15 protein-coding genes are annotated in these 15,936 nt (G+C 49.3%); 14 read left to right on the forward strand and 1 reads right to left on the reverse strand.

Translation table 11 applies throughout. The features are described 5' to 3' along the window. Positions 1-55: 55 nt before the first annotated feature. From GA003_19975 to GA003_20010, 8 genes are all read left to right on the forward strand, one after another. Positions 56-652 (forward strand): LysM peptidoglycan-binding domain-containing protein, encoded by a 597-nt coding sequence (locus tag GA003_19975; protein QXD28245.1) that lies wholly within the window; start codon positions 56-58, stop codon positions 650-652. Positions 653-668: 16 nt separating this feature from the next. After that, positions 669-1,217 (forward strand): NUDIX hydrolase, encoded by a 549-nt coding sequence (locus GA003_19980; protein QXD28246.1) that lies wholly within the window; start codon positions 669-671, stop codon positions 1,215-1,217. 109 nt (positions 1,218-1,326) lie between these two features. Next, positions 1,327-2,355 (forward strand): hypothetical protein, encoded by a 1,029-nt coding sequence (locus GA003_19985; GenBank protein QXD28247.1) that lies wholly within the window; start codon positions 1,327-1,329, stop codon positions 2,353-2,355. Positions 2,356-2,513: 158 nt separating this feature from the next. After that, a complete protein-coding gene (locus tag GA003_19990) occupies positions 2,514-3,272 on the forward strand; it encodes a succinate dehydrogenase cytochrome b subunit (GenBank protein ID QXD28248.1) in 759 nt (252 codons plus the stop codon). Positions 3,273-3,299: 27 nt separating this feature from the next. Beyond that, on the forward strand, positions 3,300-5,234 hold the full coding sequence (locus GA003_19995; protein QXD28249.1) for a fumarate reductase/succinate dehydrogenase flavoprotein subunit: 1,935 nt from the start codon (positions 3,300-3,302) through the stop codon (positions 5,232-5,234). 14 nt (positions 5,235-5,248) lie between these two features. Further along, the gene (locus GA003_20000; GenBank protein ID QXD28250.1) at positions 5,249-6,010 is read left to right on the forward strand and encodes a succinate dehydrogenase/fumarate reductase iron-sulfur subunit; all 762 of its coding nucleotides are present in this window, start codon (positions 5,249-5,251) and stop codon (positions 6,008-6,010) included. 181 nt (positions 6,011-6,191) lie between these two features. After that, positions 6,192-7,331, forward strand: coding sequence for a hybrid sensor histidine kinase/response regulator (locus GA003_20005; protein QXD28251.1), 1,140 nt, complete (start codon positions 6,192-6,194; stop codon positions 7,329-7,331). A 6-nt stretch (positions 7,332-7,337) separates the two neighbouring features. After that, a complete protein-coding gene (locus GA003_20010) occupies positions 7,338-8,210 on the forward strand; it encodes an SMP-30/gluconolactonase/LRE family protein (GenBank protein ID QXD28252.1) in 873 nt (290 codons plus the stop codon). Positions 8,211-8,217: 7 nt separating this feature from the next. Here the strand turns inward: GA003_20010 and GA003_20015 are convergent, their stop codons facing one another. Next, positions 8,218-9,723: an alkaline phosphatase family protein gene (locus GA003_20015; GenBank protein ID QXD28253.1), complete on the reverse strand. Its 1,506-nt coding sequence runs from the start codon at positions 9,721-9,723 to the stop codon at positions 8,218-8,220. Positions 9,724-9,860: 137 nt separating this feature from the next. Between GA003_20015 and GA003_20020 the strand changes: the two genes are divergently transcribed. From GA003_20020 to GA003_20045, 6 genes are all read left to right on the forward strand, one after another. Continuing rightward, entirely contained in the window at positions 9,861-10,385 is a 525-nt protein-coding gene (locus GA003_20020; GenBank protein ID QXD28254.1) for a DUF5069 domain-containing protein, read from the forward strand. A gap of 115 nt (positions 10,386-10,500) precedes the next feature. After that, positions 10,501-11,028, forward strand: coding sequence for a molybdopterin adenylyltransferase (gene mog / locus GA003_20025; GenBank protein ID QXD28255.1), 528 nt, complete (start codon positions 10,501-10,503; stop codon positions 11,026-11,028). Positions 11,029-11,041: 13 nt separating this feature from the next. Beyond that, positions 11,042-11,866 carry a class I SAM-dependent methyltransferase gene (locus tag GA003_20030; protein QXD28256.1) on the forward strand — a complete coding sequence of 275 codons (825 nt, stop codon included), beginning with the start codon at positions 11,042-11,044 and terminating at the stop codon, positions 11,864-11,866. 196 nt (positions 11,867-12,062) lie between these two features. After that, positions 12,063-13,055 carry a MoxR family ATPase gene (locus tag GA003_20035; protein QXD28257.1) on the forward strand — a complete coding sequence of 331 codons (993 nt, stop codon included), beginning with the start codon at positions 12,063-12,065 and terminating at the stop codon, positions 13,053-13,055. Positions 13,056-13,064: 9 nt separating this feature from the next. Beyond that, positions 13,065-13,967, forward strand: a complete 903-nt coding sequence (locus tag GA003_20040; GenBank protein ID QXD28258.1) for a DUF58 domain-containing protein — start codon at positions 13,065-13,067, stop codon at positions 13,965-13,967. Continuing rightward, positions 13,968-15,935 (forward strand): BatA and WFA domain-containing protein, encoded by a 1,968-nt coding sequence (locus GA003_20045; GenBank protein QXD28259.1) that lies wholly within the window; start codon positions 13,968-13,970, stop codon positions 15,933-15,935. Position 15,936 lies beyond the last annotated feature (1 nt).

Consider the following 15,936-nt stretch of genomic DNA (forward strand, 5'->3'; position numbering starts at 1 on the left):
ATAATCCCTTCTTTCCCGACTTGAATTGCTAAACAAATCCCTCTTTAGTGGCGCCATGGAAAATTTGGCAAAAGCAACGCCTATTATTGCGATCGCAGCCTTCGTGTGCGGTTTGGTTGGCTTAATCCTTGGAATTGTAGCCTTTCAGAAGTCTTCAGAGATCGATGCGGTGACAGAAATTAAGGATGCTAACGCGACCATCAGTGAGAGCGTAGCTGGTTTACAAACGGAGATGGATGGCATTTCAAAGAAGTATGTAACGCTCACGCAATTGAAGGAATTTGCGAATTCAACACAGGACGGATTTAATCAAATCACTGATACGATCTCCAAGACTCGCACGGATGTCCGCGCGAATACGATCAAAGTCGCCGAGTTAGAGACCAAGCTTCAAAGTGGTGGGGTTGTTCGTAGATCAACTCCCAGTTCCTCCAGTTCGAGTTCATCGTCTCCATCGGCTACCTCTGATTCCTCTGCAGCTGCAGCGTCTTCGGGCCCTGCAGGTGGGGCCGAGTACACCATCCAATCCGGTGATACTTTGGGAAAAGTCGCGGCTAATTTTGGAGTTACTCTAGATAAGCTCTTAAGTGCTAATCCCGGTGTGCAGCCTCGCTACCTCAAGGTAGGGCAGACCATTGTGATTCCTGAATAGGCTGTCGGTTTAGAGAATGTCCACCCAGTCCGATCCCTCCTGCTGGGAAAAAAAGGAGTCGGAGCTCGTTGCGGATTGTCGGATTTTTAAACTATTTAAAAACCGCTTTCGCCATCCGGTAAGTCAAACCGAAGGCGATTTCTTCGCCATAGACGCTGCTGATTGGATAACGGTGGTGGCCATAACAGAGAATCAGGAGCTGGTAACTGTTCGGCAATTTCGATTCGGTATCGAAGATCTATCTTTGGAAGTACCTGCGGGCTTAATGGAATCTGGAGAGGATCCTCTGGCAACCGGACTTCGAGAATTACGAGAGGAAACCGGTTTCGAGGGGGAAGATGCCGAGTTGCTTGGCTGGGTTTATCCGAATCCAGCGATTCAGAACAATCGTTGTTTTGTCATTGGCGTAAATAATGCCCGTCAGGTTGCTTCGACTGAATGGGATGAGCATGAGGAGCTTCAGACTCAGCTTATCCCTCTAGGCGATATGTCGCAAAGGATTCAAACGGGTGAGTTTCGGCACTCCTTAAGTATCTGTGCTTGGAGCTACTATTGTATGAAGTAGCCCTTCTTTGGATCAGGGAATTGGCCTCCTTGTTGGTGGGTGGGGGAAAAATATTGAATGATTCCTCTGGAAATCAGTCTTACCTTAAACCATCCTCGTTTTCCCTTTTATGAAACTTCTCGTAATACCCATCATCATTGGCGGTTTGATTTTTACCGTCTTAGCCATTCCCAAGGCATGGTTGGCATTGGCGTATCTTGACGAAGCGGGCTGGCCCTATGCCAAAGCCTTTTTTACCCGCATCCTCATCGACTTTCTTTTTGCTTGGGTGATCGCTTGGGTGGTTTGGATTCAGCTCGAGCGCAAACCCTTGGTAACCACTGTCGCATTTTGTCTATCTGCTATTTTTGTTACCGCCTTCTGGTATTCTCCGATTAAAAATGCGCCGCGATCCTTCCGGCATGAGATGGCGTTTCTCTATGAGTACGTGGAGGCTGAGCCTCTACGGGCGTTGCCCCGTGCGCCAAGTAAGCGTGTCGCTCAATCCGAGAAAGCCCCTGAGCTAGCGCCGGGTACCGCACCTTCCACCGTTGAGCAAGAATTAGAGCCACAAGGCCCTGAACAACAAGTGGAACAGACCTTTTATACGATCCTCCGGGCGATCAAAAAGTACGATTACGATACCGTCCTTACCTTGTCCGATCAGAAAACCTGGGATTATTTCACCGAGCTCAGAGAGCTCGCGCTCACCGCAGACCGAGCGGTTCTTGAAAAACTTAAACCCATCAATCGTTTTCAGATTCTCGCCCTCAGGCACCTCAAGGGAGCCCAAGAGTTGGTGGGGATGAATGAGAAACGTCTTTTCGAACAGGCGGTACTCCAAGGTTGGTTCTATGTAGGAGACAAGCCTGATGTGCGAATTGACTACATTGACTTGATGCCCGGTGGGAATGAGGCTTTGGCTGATATCATTGTAAAGAGCATCATTCCGGACGAGCGACTTGAGTTTACGCGGGACCAAGGGATCTGGAAAATGAATTTGCTGCAATTGCTCCCCAGGCAGGAGGAAAACATGCTGACGACTCTACATGAGCGAGAGCAATCGGAAGAAGAGTTCTTCAAAAATTTCCTCAAGCAGGAGACCGGGCGCGATCCATCTCCTGATATTTGGGATCCACTGCTGCCTGAACAAGGTTAGACGAAGTTTAAGACTTTTAAAAGTAATAGGACTCTTCAGACTATCTAATAACTATAGTCTATTAACCTTTCTAATAGTACTGGACTTTACTTTTCAAAGTGGTCCTTCTAGCTTCAACGATTTAGCAGCATGCTGATTAATTTTACTGTTTCTAGTCTATGAGTCTTCTCGCTTCTTCATTAGGTAAGAAATACATCATGGCTTTGTCCGGGCTGGTGCTTTCGCTGTTCGTTCTTGGCCACATGGTAGGTAATCTCCAAGTATTTGGAGACCCTTACTTGATCAATGCTTACGGTTACAAACTGCAACACCTGCCGTACGGGCTTTTATGGGTCATACGTCTTTTTCTGCTGCTCTGTGTAGTAGCGCACATCTGGGCTGCCATAACGCTCAATATGGAGAACAAAAAAGCGAGGCCGGAAGACTACCACACCAAGGCGACTGTCCAGGCTTCATTGGCTTCCAGGACTATGATCATGTCTGGCTTGATCATCCTTTGTTTCCTGATTTTCCACCTGTTGCATTACACCGTGCGATCTGTTCCAGGACATGAATATAACTATTCGATTGTTGCGAGCGACGGAACAGAGTATCCAGCTGAAGTTCCTCTCGTGCATAATGGCAGGACCAAGGTCGACGCTTATGGGAAACCGTTAATTGTTCACAACGTGCATGGTATGATGATCGCCGGGTTTTCTTACCCGCTGCTGTCTCTATTTTATATCATAGGTACTTACCTCTTGTGCATGCACCTCTCCCATGGAGTGAGTAGTATGTTCCAATCGTTGGGCCTGCGAAATGAAAGTTGGCGATATCGCCTCGACGCACTGGCCAAAGTCTACGGTTGGATTACTTTCATTGGTTACGCATCCATCCCCCTGAGCATCTGGTTAGGGCTTGTTCAAGCATCCTCCTAACCAGCAAACGAGAAAGATTTTTAGGTCATGAATTTAGACGCAAAAATTCCAGAGGGTCCCCTCGAAGATAAGTGGCAGAACCACAAGTTCAGCAGTAAGCTGGTCAACCCTGCCAATAAGCGGAAGTATAACATCATCGTGGTCGGGTCCGGGTTAGCCGGAGGATCATTATCCGCTTCGCTCGGTGAAATGGGTTACAACGTAAAGTGTTTCTGTTATCAGGACAGTCCACGGCGGGCTCACTCCATCGCCGCTCAAGGCGGTATCAATGCCTCCAAGAATTATCAGAACGATGGGGATAGCGTGTATCGGCTTTTTTATGACACGATCAAGGGGGGTGACTTCCGATCTCGTGAAGCCAATGTTTATCGCCTTGCTGAAGTCAGCGGCAACATCATCGACCAGTGTGTGGCGCAAGGTGTGCCATTCGCCCGGGAGTATGGCGGCTTACTTGCCAATCGCTCGTTCGGTGGCGCCCAGGTATCCCGCACATTTTACGCTCGAGGGCAAACAGGTCAGCAACTCCTCTTGGGAGCATACTCTGCCTTAAACGCTCAGATTGCCAGTGGCCAGGTTGAGATGTATAACCGGCACGAGATGTTGGAGCCGGTCTTGGTAGACGGTCATGCCAAGGGCATCATTACCAGAAACCTGGTGAATGGTGAGATCGAATCCTGGAGTGCCGATGCGGTAGTTCTGGCAACCGGTGGCTATAGCACCGTATTCTTCCTTTCTACTTGTGCAGCCGGAGTCAATGTCAGCGCTGCTTTCCGTGCCTACAAAAAAGGTGCCGGTTTCGCTAACCCTTGTTACACCCAAATTCACCCAACCTGTATTCCCCAGGAGGGAGACCACCAGTCAAAGTTGACCTTGATGTCGGAGTCACTCCGCAATGATGGTCGTGTCTGGGTTCCCAAGGATGCGGCCGTATCTGAGAAGCTGCGTAATAAGGAAATTCGTCCGCGTGACGTAGCCGAATCTGATCGCGACTACTTTTTGGAGCGCAAGTATCCTAGCTTCGGCAACCTTGCTCCTCGTGATATCTCAAGCCGGTCGGCCAAAGAAGCCTGCGATGAAGGCCGCGGTATTTCTCGCACTGGATTTGGTGTCTATCTGGATTTCGAGGACGCTATTGGTCGTCTCGGACAGCCAGCGATTCAAGAGCGTTACGGCAACCTGTTTGAGATGTATGAGCGGATCTCCGGTGATAGTGGTTACGAAACCCCGATGATGATTTATCCTGCACCGCACTATACGATGGGCGGACTCTGGGTTGATTACAATTTGATGAGTAATATCGAAGGGCTCTTCGTGCTTGGAGAGGCTAATTTCTCTGATCATGGGGCGAACCGTCTGGGAGCGAGTGCTCTTATGCAGGGACTAGCCGATGGTTACTTCGTCGCACCCTACACCATTGGAAACTACCTGGCACAGGCAGGATTCGGTGCCCCGGATCCTGAGGGTCCAGCTTTCAAGGAAGCGAAGGCATCAGTTGTAGATCGCACCCAACGCATGCTTGATGTGCAAGGTAAGCGCTCTGCGCGATCCATTCATATCGAACTTGGCCGAATCATGTGGGAATACTGTGGGATGGCTCGCACGGATGAAGGTTTGCGGAAAGCGTTGAAGCTTATTCCCGAACTACGGGAACAATTCTGGAACGACGTTCGTGTGCCTGGTCATGGTCAACAACTCAATGTAGAGCTCGAACGGGCCGGTCGGGTTGCAGATCACCTCGAGTTTGCGGAGCTGATGTGTCATGATGCTCTTAACCGCGACGAGTCCTGTGGAGGGCACTTCCGGGAAGAGCACCAGACAGATGAAGGAGAAGCAATGCGGGATGATGAAAACTTCTCCCATGTATCGGTTTGGGAAAACCAAGGGGAAAACAACGCCCCGATTAAGCACAAAGAGGATTTGGTCTACGAATCCGTAAAAATGGCCACCCGGAGTTACAAGTAACCGGAGACAATTTCATGAAACTGACTTTACGTATTTGGAGACAGGAAGGGGCGGATGCCTCAGGAGGATTGGTAGATTATACAATGGATGACGTGTCCCCCGACTCGTCATTTCTAGAGATGCTCGATCTGCTCAATGAAGATTTGATTGATAGTGGCGATGACCCGGTTGCCTTCGACCACGATTGTCGTGAAGGCATATGCGGCATGTGTTCATTGACCATCAATGGGGTTCCGCATGGTCCGGAGCGCATGACCACCGTCTGCCAATTGCACATGCGACATTTCAATGATGGTGAGACAATCACCATCGAACCTTGGCGTGCTAAACCCTTTCCGGTGATTCGCGACCTCATTGTTGATCGCACACAGTTCGACAAGATTCAGCAAGCAGGTGGATTTATATCCGTTCGTACTGGAAGTCCTCCCGATGGGAATGCTATTCCGATCTCAAAGGAGGTGGCCGATTATGCCATGGATGCAGCAGCTTGTATTGGCTGTGGAGCTTGTGTGGCAGCCTGTAAGAATGCCTCGGCAATGTTGTTCACAGCGGCGAAGTCATCCCAATTGAATTCCCTTCCTCAAGGGAAGCCTGAGAAAGATCGCCGCGTGCTCGGTATGGTTGCAGCCATGGACGAAGCTGGTTTCGGAAATTGCACCAATTATGGGGAGTGCCAGGCAGTTTGCCCTAAGGGAATTACTCTCGATTTTATCGCCCAAATGAACCGTGACTACGCCGTGGCCTCCGTAAAGAAGCTCTTTGGCAACGTTGGTTGATTAGCCTAATTTTCTAGGGGTTCTATAAGAATCCGGCCATATGGTAGGGTAAGATCGTATAATCAGTGTAAAAGTCATGCCTCGATGGCTTTTGAAGGCGAATTGAGACGTATTTCTTCAAGAAATAGACGGGTATCAAACTCATTTCCTATTTCTTTGATTTATAGAATACTCCTCAATAATGATCTCGGACAAATCCATTGATATTTCGAATAAGGTAATTCTCGTCATCGACGACAGTTCCCTAGACCGGAAACTGATATCAAAAGTCCTGGAACGAAAAAGTTTCCAGGTGTTTTCTGCTGCTAGTGGAGAAGAAGGTATTTCCATGATTCAGGAGGTCTTGCCCGACCTGATTCTTTTGGATATTATGATGGAAGGTATGGATGGACTTGAGATATGCCAACATCTGAAAGGGATGCCCGAGTGTAAGAATGTGGCCATCATCTTCATGACTGGTAAGACCGATTCGGATACCATTCTGCAGGCTTTTTCGGAAGGGGCATCTGACTACATTACCAAGCCTTACCGAATCAAAGAAGCGATGGCTCGTATCGAGACCCACTTGAAGGTCCGTGCCCTGCTCGAGCAACATACTGAATTTATTAAGGCTCTAACTCAGGCGAATACTGAGAAATCAAAATTCTTGGGTATAGCTTCTCACGATCTTAAAAACCCTTTGGTTTCCATCAACGGATTGGCTCACTTCCTCGCCTCTGGAAAGTTTGGCAACATGAGTTCCACTCAGGCCGAAATGGTTTCCAGTATATATGAAGCCTCCGAAGCCATGCTGGCTCTTGTGAATGATCTATTTGACGTGGCTCTTATTGAAACGGGTCAGCTCAAAGTTGAAATTGATGAAGTCGATTTATACAAACTGGTGAAGACTTCTGTGAATCTCTATCGAATTACAGCGGAAAAGAAGGAGATTCAAATTGAGTTTGTTGATAATGATATTCCCGATATCGTTCGATGCGACAAGCGACAAGTACGTCGGGTGATGGACAACTTGCTTAGCAATGCCATCAAGTTTTCTGAAGCAGGTACTACGATTCGAGTAATCATCGAGAGTGACAACAATTGGGTCTTCTTCCGCGTGGCCGATGAAGGACCAGGTGTTCCTGAGGATGAGTTCGATAAGCTGTTCGAGAGTTTCTCAAAGACTTCTGCCCAGCCAACTGGTGGAGAAACCAGTACTGGTTTAGGTCTGAATATCTGCAAAAAAGTGATGAAGGCCCATGGCGGTGACATCTATGCTGAGAATTTGCCGGAAAAAGGAGCTCAATTTTCTGTCCAACTACAAAATTCTGCCGTTAGCTAGTTCCATATGGAATTAGAAGTTGTTTGGAATGCCGGCGCGACGCTCGGCGAAGGTCCCATTTGGTATAATGATCGTCTACATTGGATAGACATAGAACAAGGGAGGCTTCACATCTACGAACCCAAGGCCGATACGAAGCGGAGTTTCACCTTGCCAGGTAAGGGAGGCACTGTCGTCCCTCGGACTTCTGGAGGATTGATCGTTGCGGGTGCCTACGGCGTGGCTTTGTTTGATCCGAGAACCGAAAAATTTACTCCTCTCCCCAACCCTCCTGCTGAGACGTTGGCTGGACGTTTCAATGACGGTAAGTGTGATCCGCAAGGACGGCTTTGGGTGGGCACTATGGCAAGCCAGGACGGAGAGCCTGCAGGCAGCCTCTATCGCTTGAACCATGACTTTCAATGCGAGATAATTCAGGATGGGATCGGCTGCTCCAATGGCCTGACCTGGAGCCACGATCATTCAACCTTCTATTACATCGATAGTTTTAAAAACCGGATCGAGGCCTACGATTTTGATCCTGATAGCGGTAATATCGACAATCTCCGAATTGTTCGAGAGGAACCCAAAGAGAATGAACATCCCATTTTCGATGGCATGACCATTGATACCGAAGGGCGACTCTGGGTAGCCAGATGGTTCGGTAGTTGCGTCCAGTGTATCGATCCGAACTCAGGTAAAATCCTGGAAACAATCGAAGTCCCAGTTCGTAAAGTTACCGCTTGCTGGTTTGGAGGGGATGACCTGGGCGATCTTTACATCACCTGTGCTTCAGTCGATGAAACGGAAGACCAACTAAAAGATCAACCCCACGCAGGAGCACTCTTTCGTTGTCGTCCAGGTGCAAAAGGTATTCCAGCTGTCCCGTTCGGCGGTTAACGGCAGCTTAGTCTTTCCTTCTCTCCGGCGCCTTTAACCAATTTGCAGAAATCACCGAGGCGTCTGTGACGACCCCTTCATCGGCGCCTTCTTTTTGGTTCAGCAAATTTCCATCCGTGTCGTAATACCGGATGCTCATTCGTCGATCATCCAAAGGCCCTTCGAATGAGAGCGTGGAAAAATTTCGAACCCCTACAGTGTCTTTTTCTCCCGGAAAAATATCATAGCGATGGATATTATCATCAGGGCCATCCCATGAACCGGCTGTGAGTGGGCTGGTGGTCACCTCCATGAAGCGATAGGTTTTGCCCTTGAGTCCTGCCTTGCCGGGTACACCTGCTTGCCCTCCGCCCTTAAGCTCGACCAAATTGACTTCGCCGAAGTGTACATCACCACTCATAAAAACAACTCCGTCGATGCCTTCTTCCATGATACGGTCGATGAGATATTGATACTCCTCATCGAATAACTGGTAGGTATCAACTGAACCCGTTTCTCCCAGAACCGTGTTTCCGATGCATATAATATTAAAATTGGAAGGATAGCTGGGAAGGTAACCACCGGTTGATTGGCCCTGACGGTACTTCAGAGAACTGATCAACCAATCCACCTGCTTCTTGCCCAATAAAGCTTTTTCTCGATCAAACGCTTTCAAGTGTTCGGGGCCGTCTCGGTAGAAACGATTATCCAGAAGGTAGACATTCACATCACCTTGATTAAAGAAGGTAAAGATTCCGGGTAGGGTAGGGAGACCTGCAGATGGATTGCCATAGAATAGGTTAAAGGCTTTCGTGGTCTGGTCTTTGTTCCAAAAGTCCCAACCTGAATCATTGGGCCCATAGTCGTGATCGTCCCAAGTCGCGTAGTTGGGCCGATTGGCCAAAAGGCCCCTCAAGTGCGGAAGCGAACGGTCGTGGGTCCAGCGCTGCAAGATTCCTGTCCAAGAGGTCCAATCTGCTTCGCGCAGGTAAACATTGTCTCCCAGCCATACAAAAATATCCGGGTCTTTATCGTAAATACTTTCAAAGATCTCATAGCCTGCTCCGTATGGATCCTCATTACTCAAACGATCATAACCGCCTTCTTGGTTGATGTAAGCACAGCTCCCAAAACCAATAGTAAAATCGAAAACTCGATGCCCCTCTTTTCGAAAGCGCCAATTTTTCGGAGTGGAGAAGGTTAATGGAATAGCTTCCCCATTGCGAAATTCCTCACGGAAACGAGGAGTCACTTTTTCTCCATCGATCCAGACCTCGTAAACATAACTACTATCGGAGCGCACCTCATCAGCCAGGCATTTGGCTACAAACGCGGTTTGCTTTTCAGTTTGGATGGGTGCTGATTCCATTACGTGGGATCGGTCGCCTTCAGCCCAATATTTAATAATCACTTCTGAAGGACCTGTTGTCTGTACCCAGATAAGCACTTCAGCCATAGATGCATGTCCAATCATGGGCCCAGACTGTAGCTTCTGGTAGGTATTATCGGCTTGTGCAGTTGTAAGCCATGCCATGCAGCTCAAACAGAAAAGGATTTTCCACTTAGATATATTTGACAGCGCTAATGTTGCTCCTTGTGACCGTTCCATACGATCAAGCTGTAAGGTTCCAGGCCATCACTCAACTAAAGAGTAAAAAAAATAGTATCGCCATGAAACATTACGATTATCAGAAAACGCTCGAACTTGTCTGGCGGAAGGCCGTTGATCTCTACCAAACTGGCAACCGTGACAGTGCCACCTATTTCGATGAAGTAGAGCTGGAATTTTTAACATCCATCGGTGCCAACGCTCAGGAGATCTTTGATTTTGCGGAAGACTTTGTCGATGGGGGAGAGCCAGATTTCACGACCGTCGCTATGATCCATGATGTGCGTCGAGCTTATCTCCGCGAACAGCAAAACGGCACTGCTTCTTCCGCTATGCTGGATCCAAACTCTTTGCCCCCTAAGGACTCGGAAGCAGAGGGTATTCGTTGGTTGCCACGGATTATTCCTAAAGCAAAAGCCAAGCTCCGCGGTGAGCTCCATCCTGATGTTATGTATAGCTGTGGAGGGGATCGTCACTTTCTTAAAACCAATGACATTCACGCCGCTGAGTTTCTTCGAGTCGTTTGGGAAAACGAAGACAACGACCAAGCCATTATCGATTGGGTCGCCAAGCGAGTGAATGGGTAAGGGTATATCCCTTGATCCGATCTAGGGCTAACTGATAGCAGGCAGTACTTATATCATAAGTAGATGGGGTCATTCCGCAGTTGCCCTAAGGTCACTCATTCCTAAGGTTCGCCGCATGGTAAAAATTGGCGTCATTAATGTGTCTGACCGTGCGAGTCAGGGTGTTTATGAAGATATCCCGGGCAAGGAAGCGGTTCGCTTGCTCCGCAAATATCTCACCACTGAATTTGAACCGGTCTACAAGGTCATTCCAGACGAGCAGGATCAGATTGAGGATGCCCTAAAATATATGGCTGATGAAGCAGGTTGTTGCCTGGCCATCACCACTGGAGGGACGGGGCCAGCACTCCGCGATATTACTCCGGAAGCAACGGAAGCCGTTTGCGAAAAGCTGCTACCTGGATTCGGAGAGGCGATGCGAGCGGAGTCTTTGAAGATAGTCCCCACGGCCATCCTTTCCCGGCAAACTGCTGGGACGCGCGGCAGTTGTCTCATCATCAACTTACCTGGCAAGCCCAAAGCCATCGAAGAGTGCCTCCAAGTCATTTTCCCAGCTATTCCCTACTGCATCGATTTAGTGGGTGGTCCTCATTTAGAAACCGATCCTATTGTGATGAAAGCGTTTCGTCCCAAGGCTAAGTAAAGTAGTCTGCTCCATGCCCCCTGCGATCGAGACTCATGAAAAAGCCATCAGTCAGTGGTTAAAGCCCAACGGCGTAGGTGTCGAAATCGGTGCCCTCACAACGCCGATTCCTGGATTAAAACCATTCTATGTAGACCGATTTGCGGAATATGCCGGTCAACCCTGCTTGGCTGTTTATTGGGGGGATGCCTGCCATTTGCCCTTTCGTTCCAATTCGCTCGATTATGTGGCTTCCTCCCACGTTTTGGAACATGTGGCCAATCCTGTTGCTGCCTTATTGGAGTGGCATCGTGTTCTAGCCCACGGGGGTGTCATCTACATGGTTATTCCTGATAGGCCATTCACCTTTGACCATCCTCGTGGGCTCACCGACCCGGAGCATATGTGGGCGGATTACGAGAATCAGGTAGATCAATATGATGGAACCCATATCTATGACTTTGTGGATAAGATCGATTGGCCCATGTACCGACCGGATGTTGTACCGGAGGACCTTGATAGCGATCGAGCGGCATTTCGTGATCAGCTCGTTTATGACTTAGAGCACAAGAAAGAGTTTAACATGCACTTTCATGTTTTTGAGAAATCGAACCTGGAGCAGTTTATTCAGTTAATTGCCAAAAGGAAGAAGTTGTCCTGGAAGATAAAAGGCTACGTAAACAGTTTTCCGGCTGATTGTCCCAATGGAATCTTTATGGCGATTCGCGTGAATAAGAGTTGGATCGAAAGCTTCAAGTCATGGGTCAATCGACTCCTGACTCGGCGAAAAAAGACTTTTCCACTCTTACCTTCTGCAAAGCCCATTTCGGATTCAGACAAAATGCGACGGAGTTGCTAGCATCCCATACTTAACGAGTGCGTTGGCAGATTATGTAACCCCAAGCTGGCCTGATCGTTATTTGTACTACTCTTGTCAAAATTATTTGTAAGTTTCGATCGCATTCAGGAAACGAATGCTCAAACCTTAGGTCCACTGGATTTATTAACCAGGAGTAGCCTTCTTATCCCCAAGCATTCACAATTAGATTATTTTTATGAGCGACGCGAACGAATCGGAGATTCTCAGCAACATACAAAACGCCCGAGAGCGGATATCAGCCGAGCTGAGCAAGGTCATTATCGGCCAGGAGACGATCATCGAGCAAATGATCATCGGCCTCATGGCACGAGGCCATGCGCTCCTAACCGGGGTCCCAGGTTTAGGGAAAACCTTGTTGGTAAAATCAATTGCCGAGACCTTTTCGCTTTCATTCAAGCGGATTCAGTTCACGCCTGACCTGATGCCGGCGGATATCCTCGGCACGGAAGTGGTCGAGGAGGACAAAACCACTGGAAAGCGACTATTCCGCTTCGTGCATGGCCCCATATTTGCCAACATCGTTTTGGCCGACGAAATCAATCGAACACCACCCAAGACCCAGGCGGCTCTTTTAGAAGCCATGGAAGAGCGCCAAGTGACGGCAGCTGGTCAAACCTTTCCCCTGGAACCGCCCTTCTTTGTGTTAGCGACGCAAAACCCGATTGAGCTGGAGGGCACCTATCCTCTTCCGGAAGCGCAGCTCGACCGATTCCTCCTCAATGTGGTTATGGACTACTTACCGCAAGAGGACGAAATACGCATGGTAACGGAGACGACGGCCGTGCAAAAGGAAAAGCCTGAAAAAGTATTTACCCCCGAGGAAATTCTGGAGATCCAAAATTGGGTGCGCCAGGTTCCTGTATCTGAGCACGTAGTGGGTTATGCGGTACGGCTCGTTTCTGCGACTCGCCCGGTTTCGGATGACGCTCCTGACTTTGTTAAGGACCAGATCAAATGGGGGGCCGGCTCACGTGCCTCGCAAGCCCTCATACTTGCAGGTAAGGCAAGGGCGCTTCTCAACGGTCGCTACACGGTTGCCGTTGAAGATGTGCAAGCCTTGGCCATTCCGGTGCTTCGTCACCGTATCATTCCCAATTTCCACGCCGAAGCAGAAGGCATCACCGCCGATTCTGTGATCAAGCGGCTACTCGAGACCATTTCTGAGTAACAAGCACGCATGGCCGTTGCCTACAAAGATTTATTGGATCCGGCTCATTTAACCCGGATCGAAAATTATTTCCTGATGGCCAAAGCGGCCGTCGAAGGTTTTTTATCCGGCATGCACCGCTCCGTATTTCACGGCTTTGGAACGGAGTTTCTTCAGTACCGCAACTACGTGCCAGGAGAAGATCTCAAATACCTGGACTGGAAGGTGTACGCCAAGCGAGACGAACTGGTGACGAAAGTGTTCCAGGAGGAGACCTCCATGAACTGTTACTTTGTTATCGATGCCAGTGCTTCGCATCACTACCAGGGAGATCGGGCGGCTTGTTCCAAGCTTCGCTATGCTTGTATGATCGCAGCCAGCCTGGCTTACCTGGCAACCCGGCAAGGAGATAACATCTCGCTCTTCGCTTACCAGGATTCCATTGTTGAAGCACTCGAACCGGGACACCGTAATGGGCAGCTGCATCGCTTTTTGCAGGCCCTGACACGTTTGCAGCCTACTGGAGGTGCCAATCACGAAAAGCTTCTCAAATCAATAACCCACCATATGCGGAGTCGCGGACTGGTGGTTTACTTGTCCGACATGTTGGAAGCAGAGGACACTCTTCCACGCATGCTGCAAAACTTAAGCTTCCAGCATTGCGATTGCTTGGCCTTGCAGATCCTCGATCCGGACGAACTGGATTTGCCACATGGTTATCCCATTCGATACATCGATGCCGAAACTAATCAGGAGGTGACGACCTTTGCTGATGCTGTGCGAGGAGATTATCAACAAGCCATGGATCAATTTATGGGTGACCTTAAAGGAGGCTTTCGGCGGGCACAGGTCGATTACAAGCCCTTGCTTACCACCGACCATCTCGGCCGCGCTTTGAGCCAATATTTGCACCATAGGGAGTCGATTGTGTAGATGCTTAATTTTACGAACAGTCTCTTTCTTTTCGCTCTCGCCGGCTTGGCAGTGCCGATTCTGTTGCACCTTATCAACCGGGAATTGGCAGTGAATTTGAAGTTTCCTTCTATTCGTTTTATTCATCGCTCCCAGCTTCCTCGCAAAGAAAAGCGTAAGCTCCGTGACTTGCTACTCCTGCTCCTTCGACTATGCCTCTACGCGGGCATAGTGCTGGCATTTGCCAAACCGGTTTGGGTTGAGCCCTTACCTGAGGTTGCCGCCGGTGGATCCTCCCAACAAACGATCTATGTAGTCGACGCCTCCTCCAGTATGAGCCGAGGATCGGTATGGGCCGATGCTGTCAATGCGGTTCAACGTGACATGACTGAGGACGATGCTCAGGAGCGAGGTCTTGTCGTATTTGCAGATCGGGTACTTGCCCAGATTCCGCCAACTACCGATGGGGATTCCCTCGAGACTACTCTTCAAGGCATTACACCCGAATATACCGCCGGTAATCCGGGAACTGCTCTTGATACCGCGGTTCGACTTTTTCGACCTGAGACGAAGCAGCGTCTTGTCCTGGTCTCCGATTTCCAGGAGACTGATTGGCAACGCGATCTGCCAGGAGTGCCCGAGGATGTCGAGATGGCCTTTCTCACACCTTCAGCCAGCAGGGGTCCCAACATAGGTATTGTAAACGTGAATACGGTGCCAGTTGGGAAGAATCAGGCGCGAGTATTAGTATCACTTCGGAACTTTTCTGAGGACGGTGAAACCCTAAACGTTACCCTAAACGGAGAAGGCATTTCTGAGGAGAAATCCATCAACCTGCCTGCTGGCCAGTCTGGCAACCTCACCTTTCTACTTGATGTGGAAGAGGCAATCGCTCTAAGCGCAAATATTCCAGCCGATAGCTATAATCGTGATAACGTCTGGCACTTTTGGGTTGCTCCGCCACCGGTGGTAAGGGTCTACGCCTTCCTCCCGAATCTCGATGAACCGCAGGCGGTCAATGCATTCTATTTTTTGCAGACAGCATTGGAGGTGGAGTCGGAAACCGATTGGGTGCGCTTTGAAGTGACCGCTCTGGATCGAGGATTCTTTGAAGCCAGTCTGTTGGAAGAGGCCGATGTGGTTATTGTTCCAGCTGCGGGCTCCTATTTGAGAGATGAGCAATGGGAGGATTTAAAGGCCTACCTCAATCTAGGACGAACGGCATTGTTACTGCCTGGAGAAGGATTCCCCAAACACTTCCGGGCACTCGAAAACAATGATATTATGCAATCTCGCTTTCTGGGACTTGCCGGGAATACCAATGAGCGTCAGCAACCGTACCATTTAAATTACATAAACCCCTCAAGTCGTCTCGCTCAGACATTTGGCGACGGGGCTGGTAAAGATCTGTTCCTGGTTAACGTATACCGTTACGTTCGATTACAGGCTTCTTCGGAAGATACGGTTTTGATGGCCTTTGAGAATGGGGAACCCGCTTTGCTCAGTTTGGCAGTCGGGCAGGGGACCGCGTACGCTTCCACCTTTGCCTTCGATCCAAGCTGGACGGATCTACCCTTGAGAAACTCATTTTTGCCTCTGGTACGTGAACTGGTTCAGGAAGGATTCGATACGGATCGACTGAGGAGCAAATTGTTTATGGAAGAGGCATTTGGGCTGAGTGATTCTGTGGAGGCTCCTGGCGCCCTCGAGCTGGAAGGCAAGTTTGTAGAAGTGAATGTCAACCCGAGTGAATCGGTCTCTGCCCGTGTGGATACCGAGCAGTGGTTACCGGCGTTGCTATCCCAGAAGCCTCTTTACGCTAAGGCTTCCTCTTCATCGGCGCCTTTGCCTGGGGCCGGTGGTGTGGAAACTCCATTGTGGCCATGGCTGCTAATGATTGCCCTTCTTTGTCTTTTCCTGGAGTCTGTTGTTACCGGAATGAAAGACTCCCTTCAACCCTCTGCCCTGGGGAAGGCCGATCCTGCCTGAA

The sequence above is a fragment of the Opitutia bacterium ISCC 52 genome (genome assembly GCA_014529675.2).
Taxonomy (GTDB): domain Bacteria; phylum Verrucomicrobiota; class Verrucomicrobiia; order Opitutales; family UBA2995; genus UBA2995.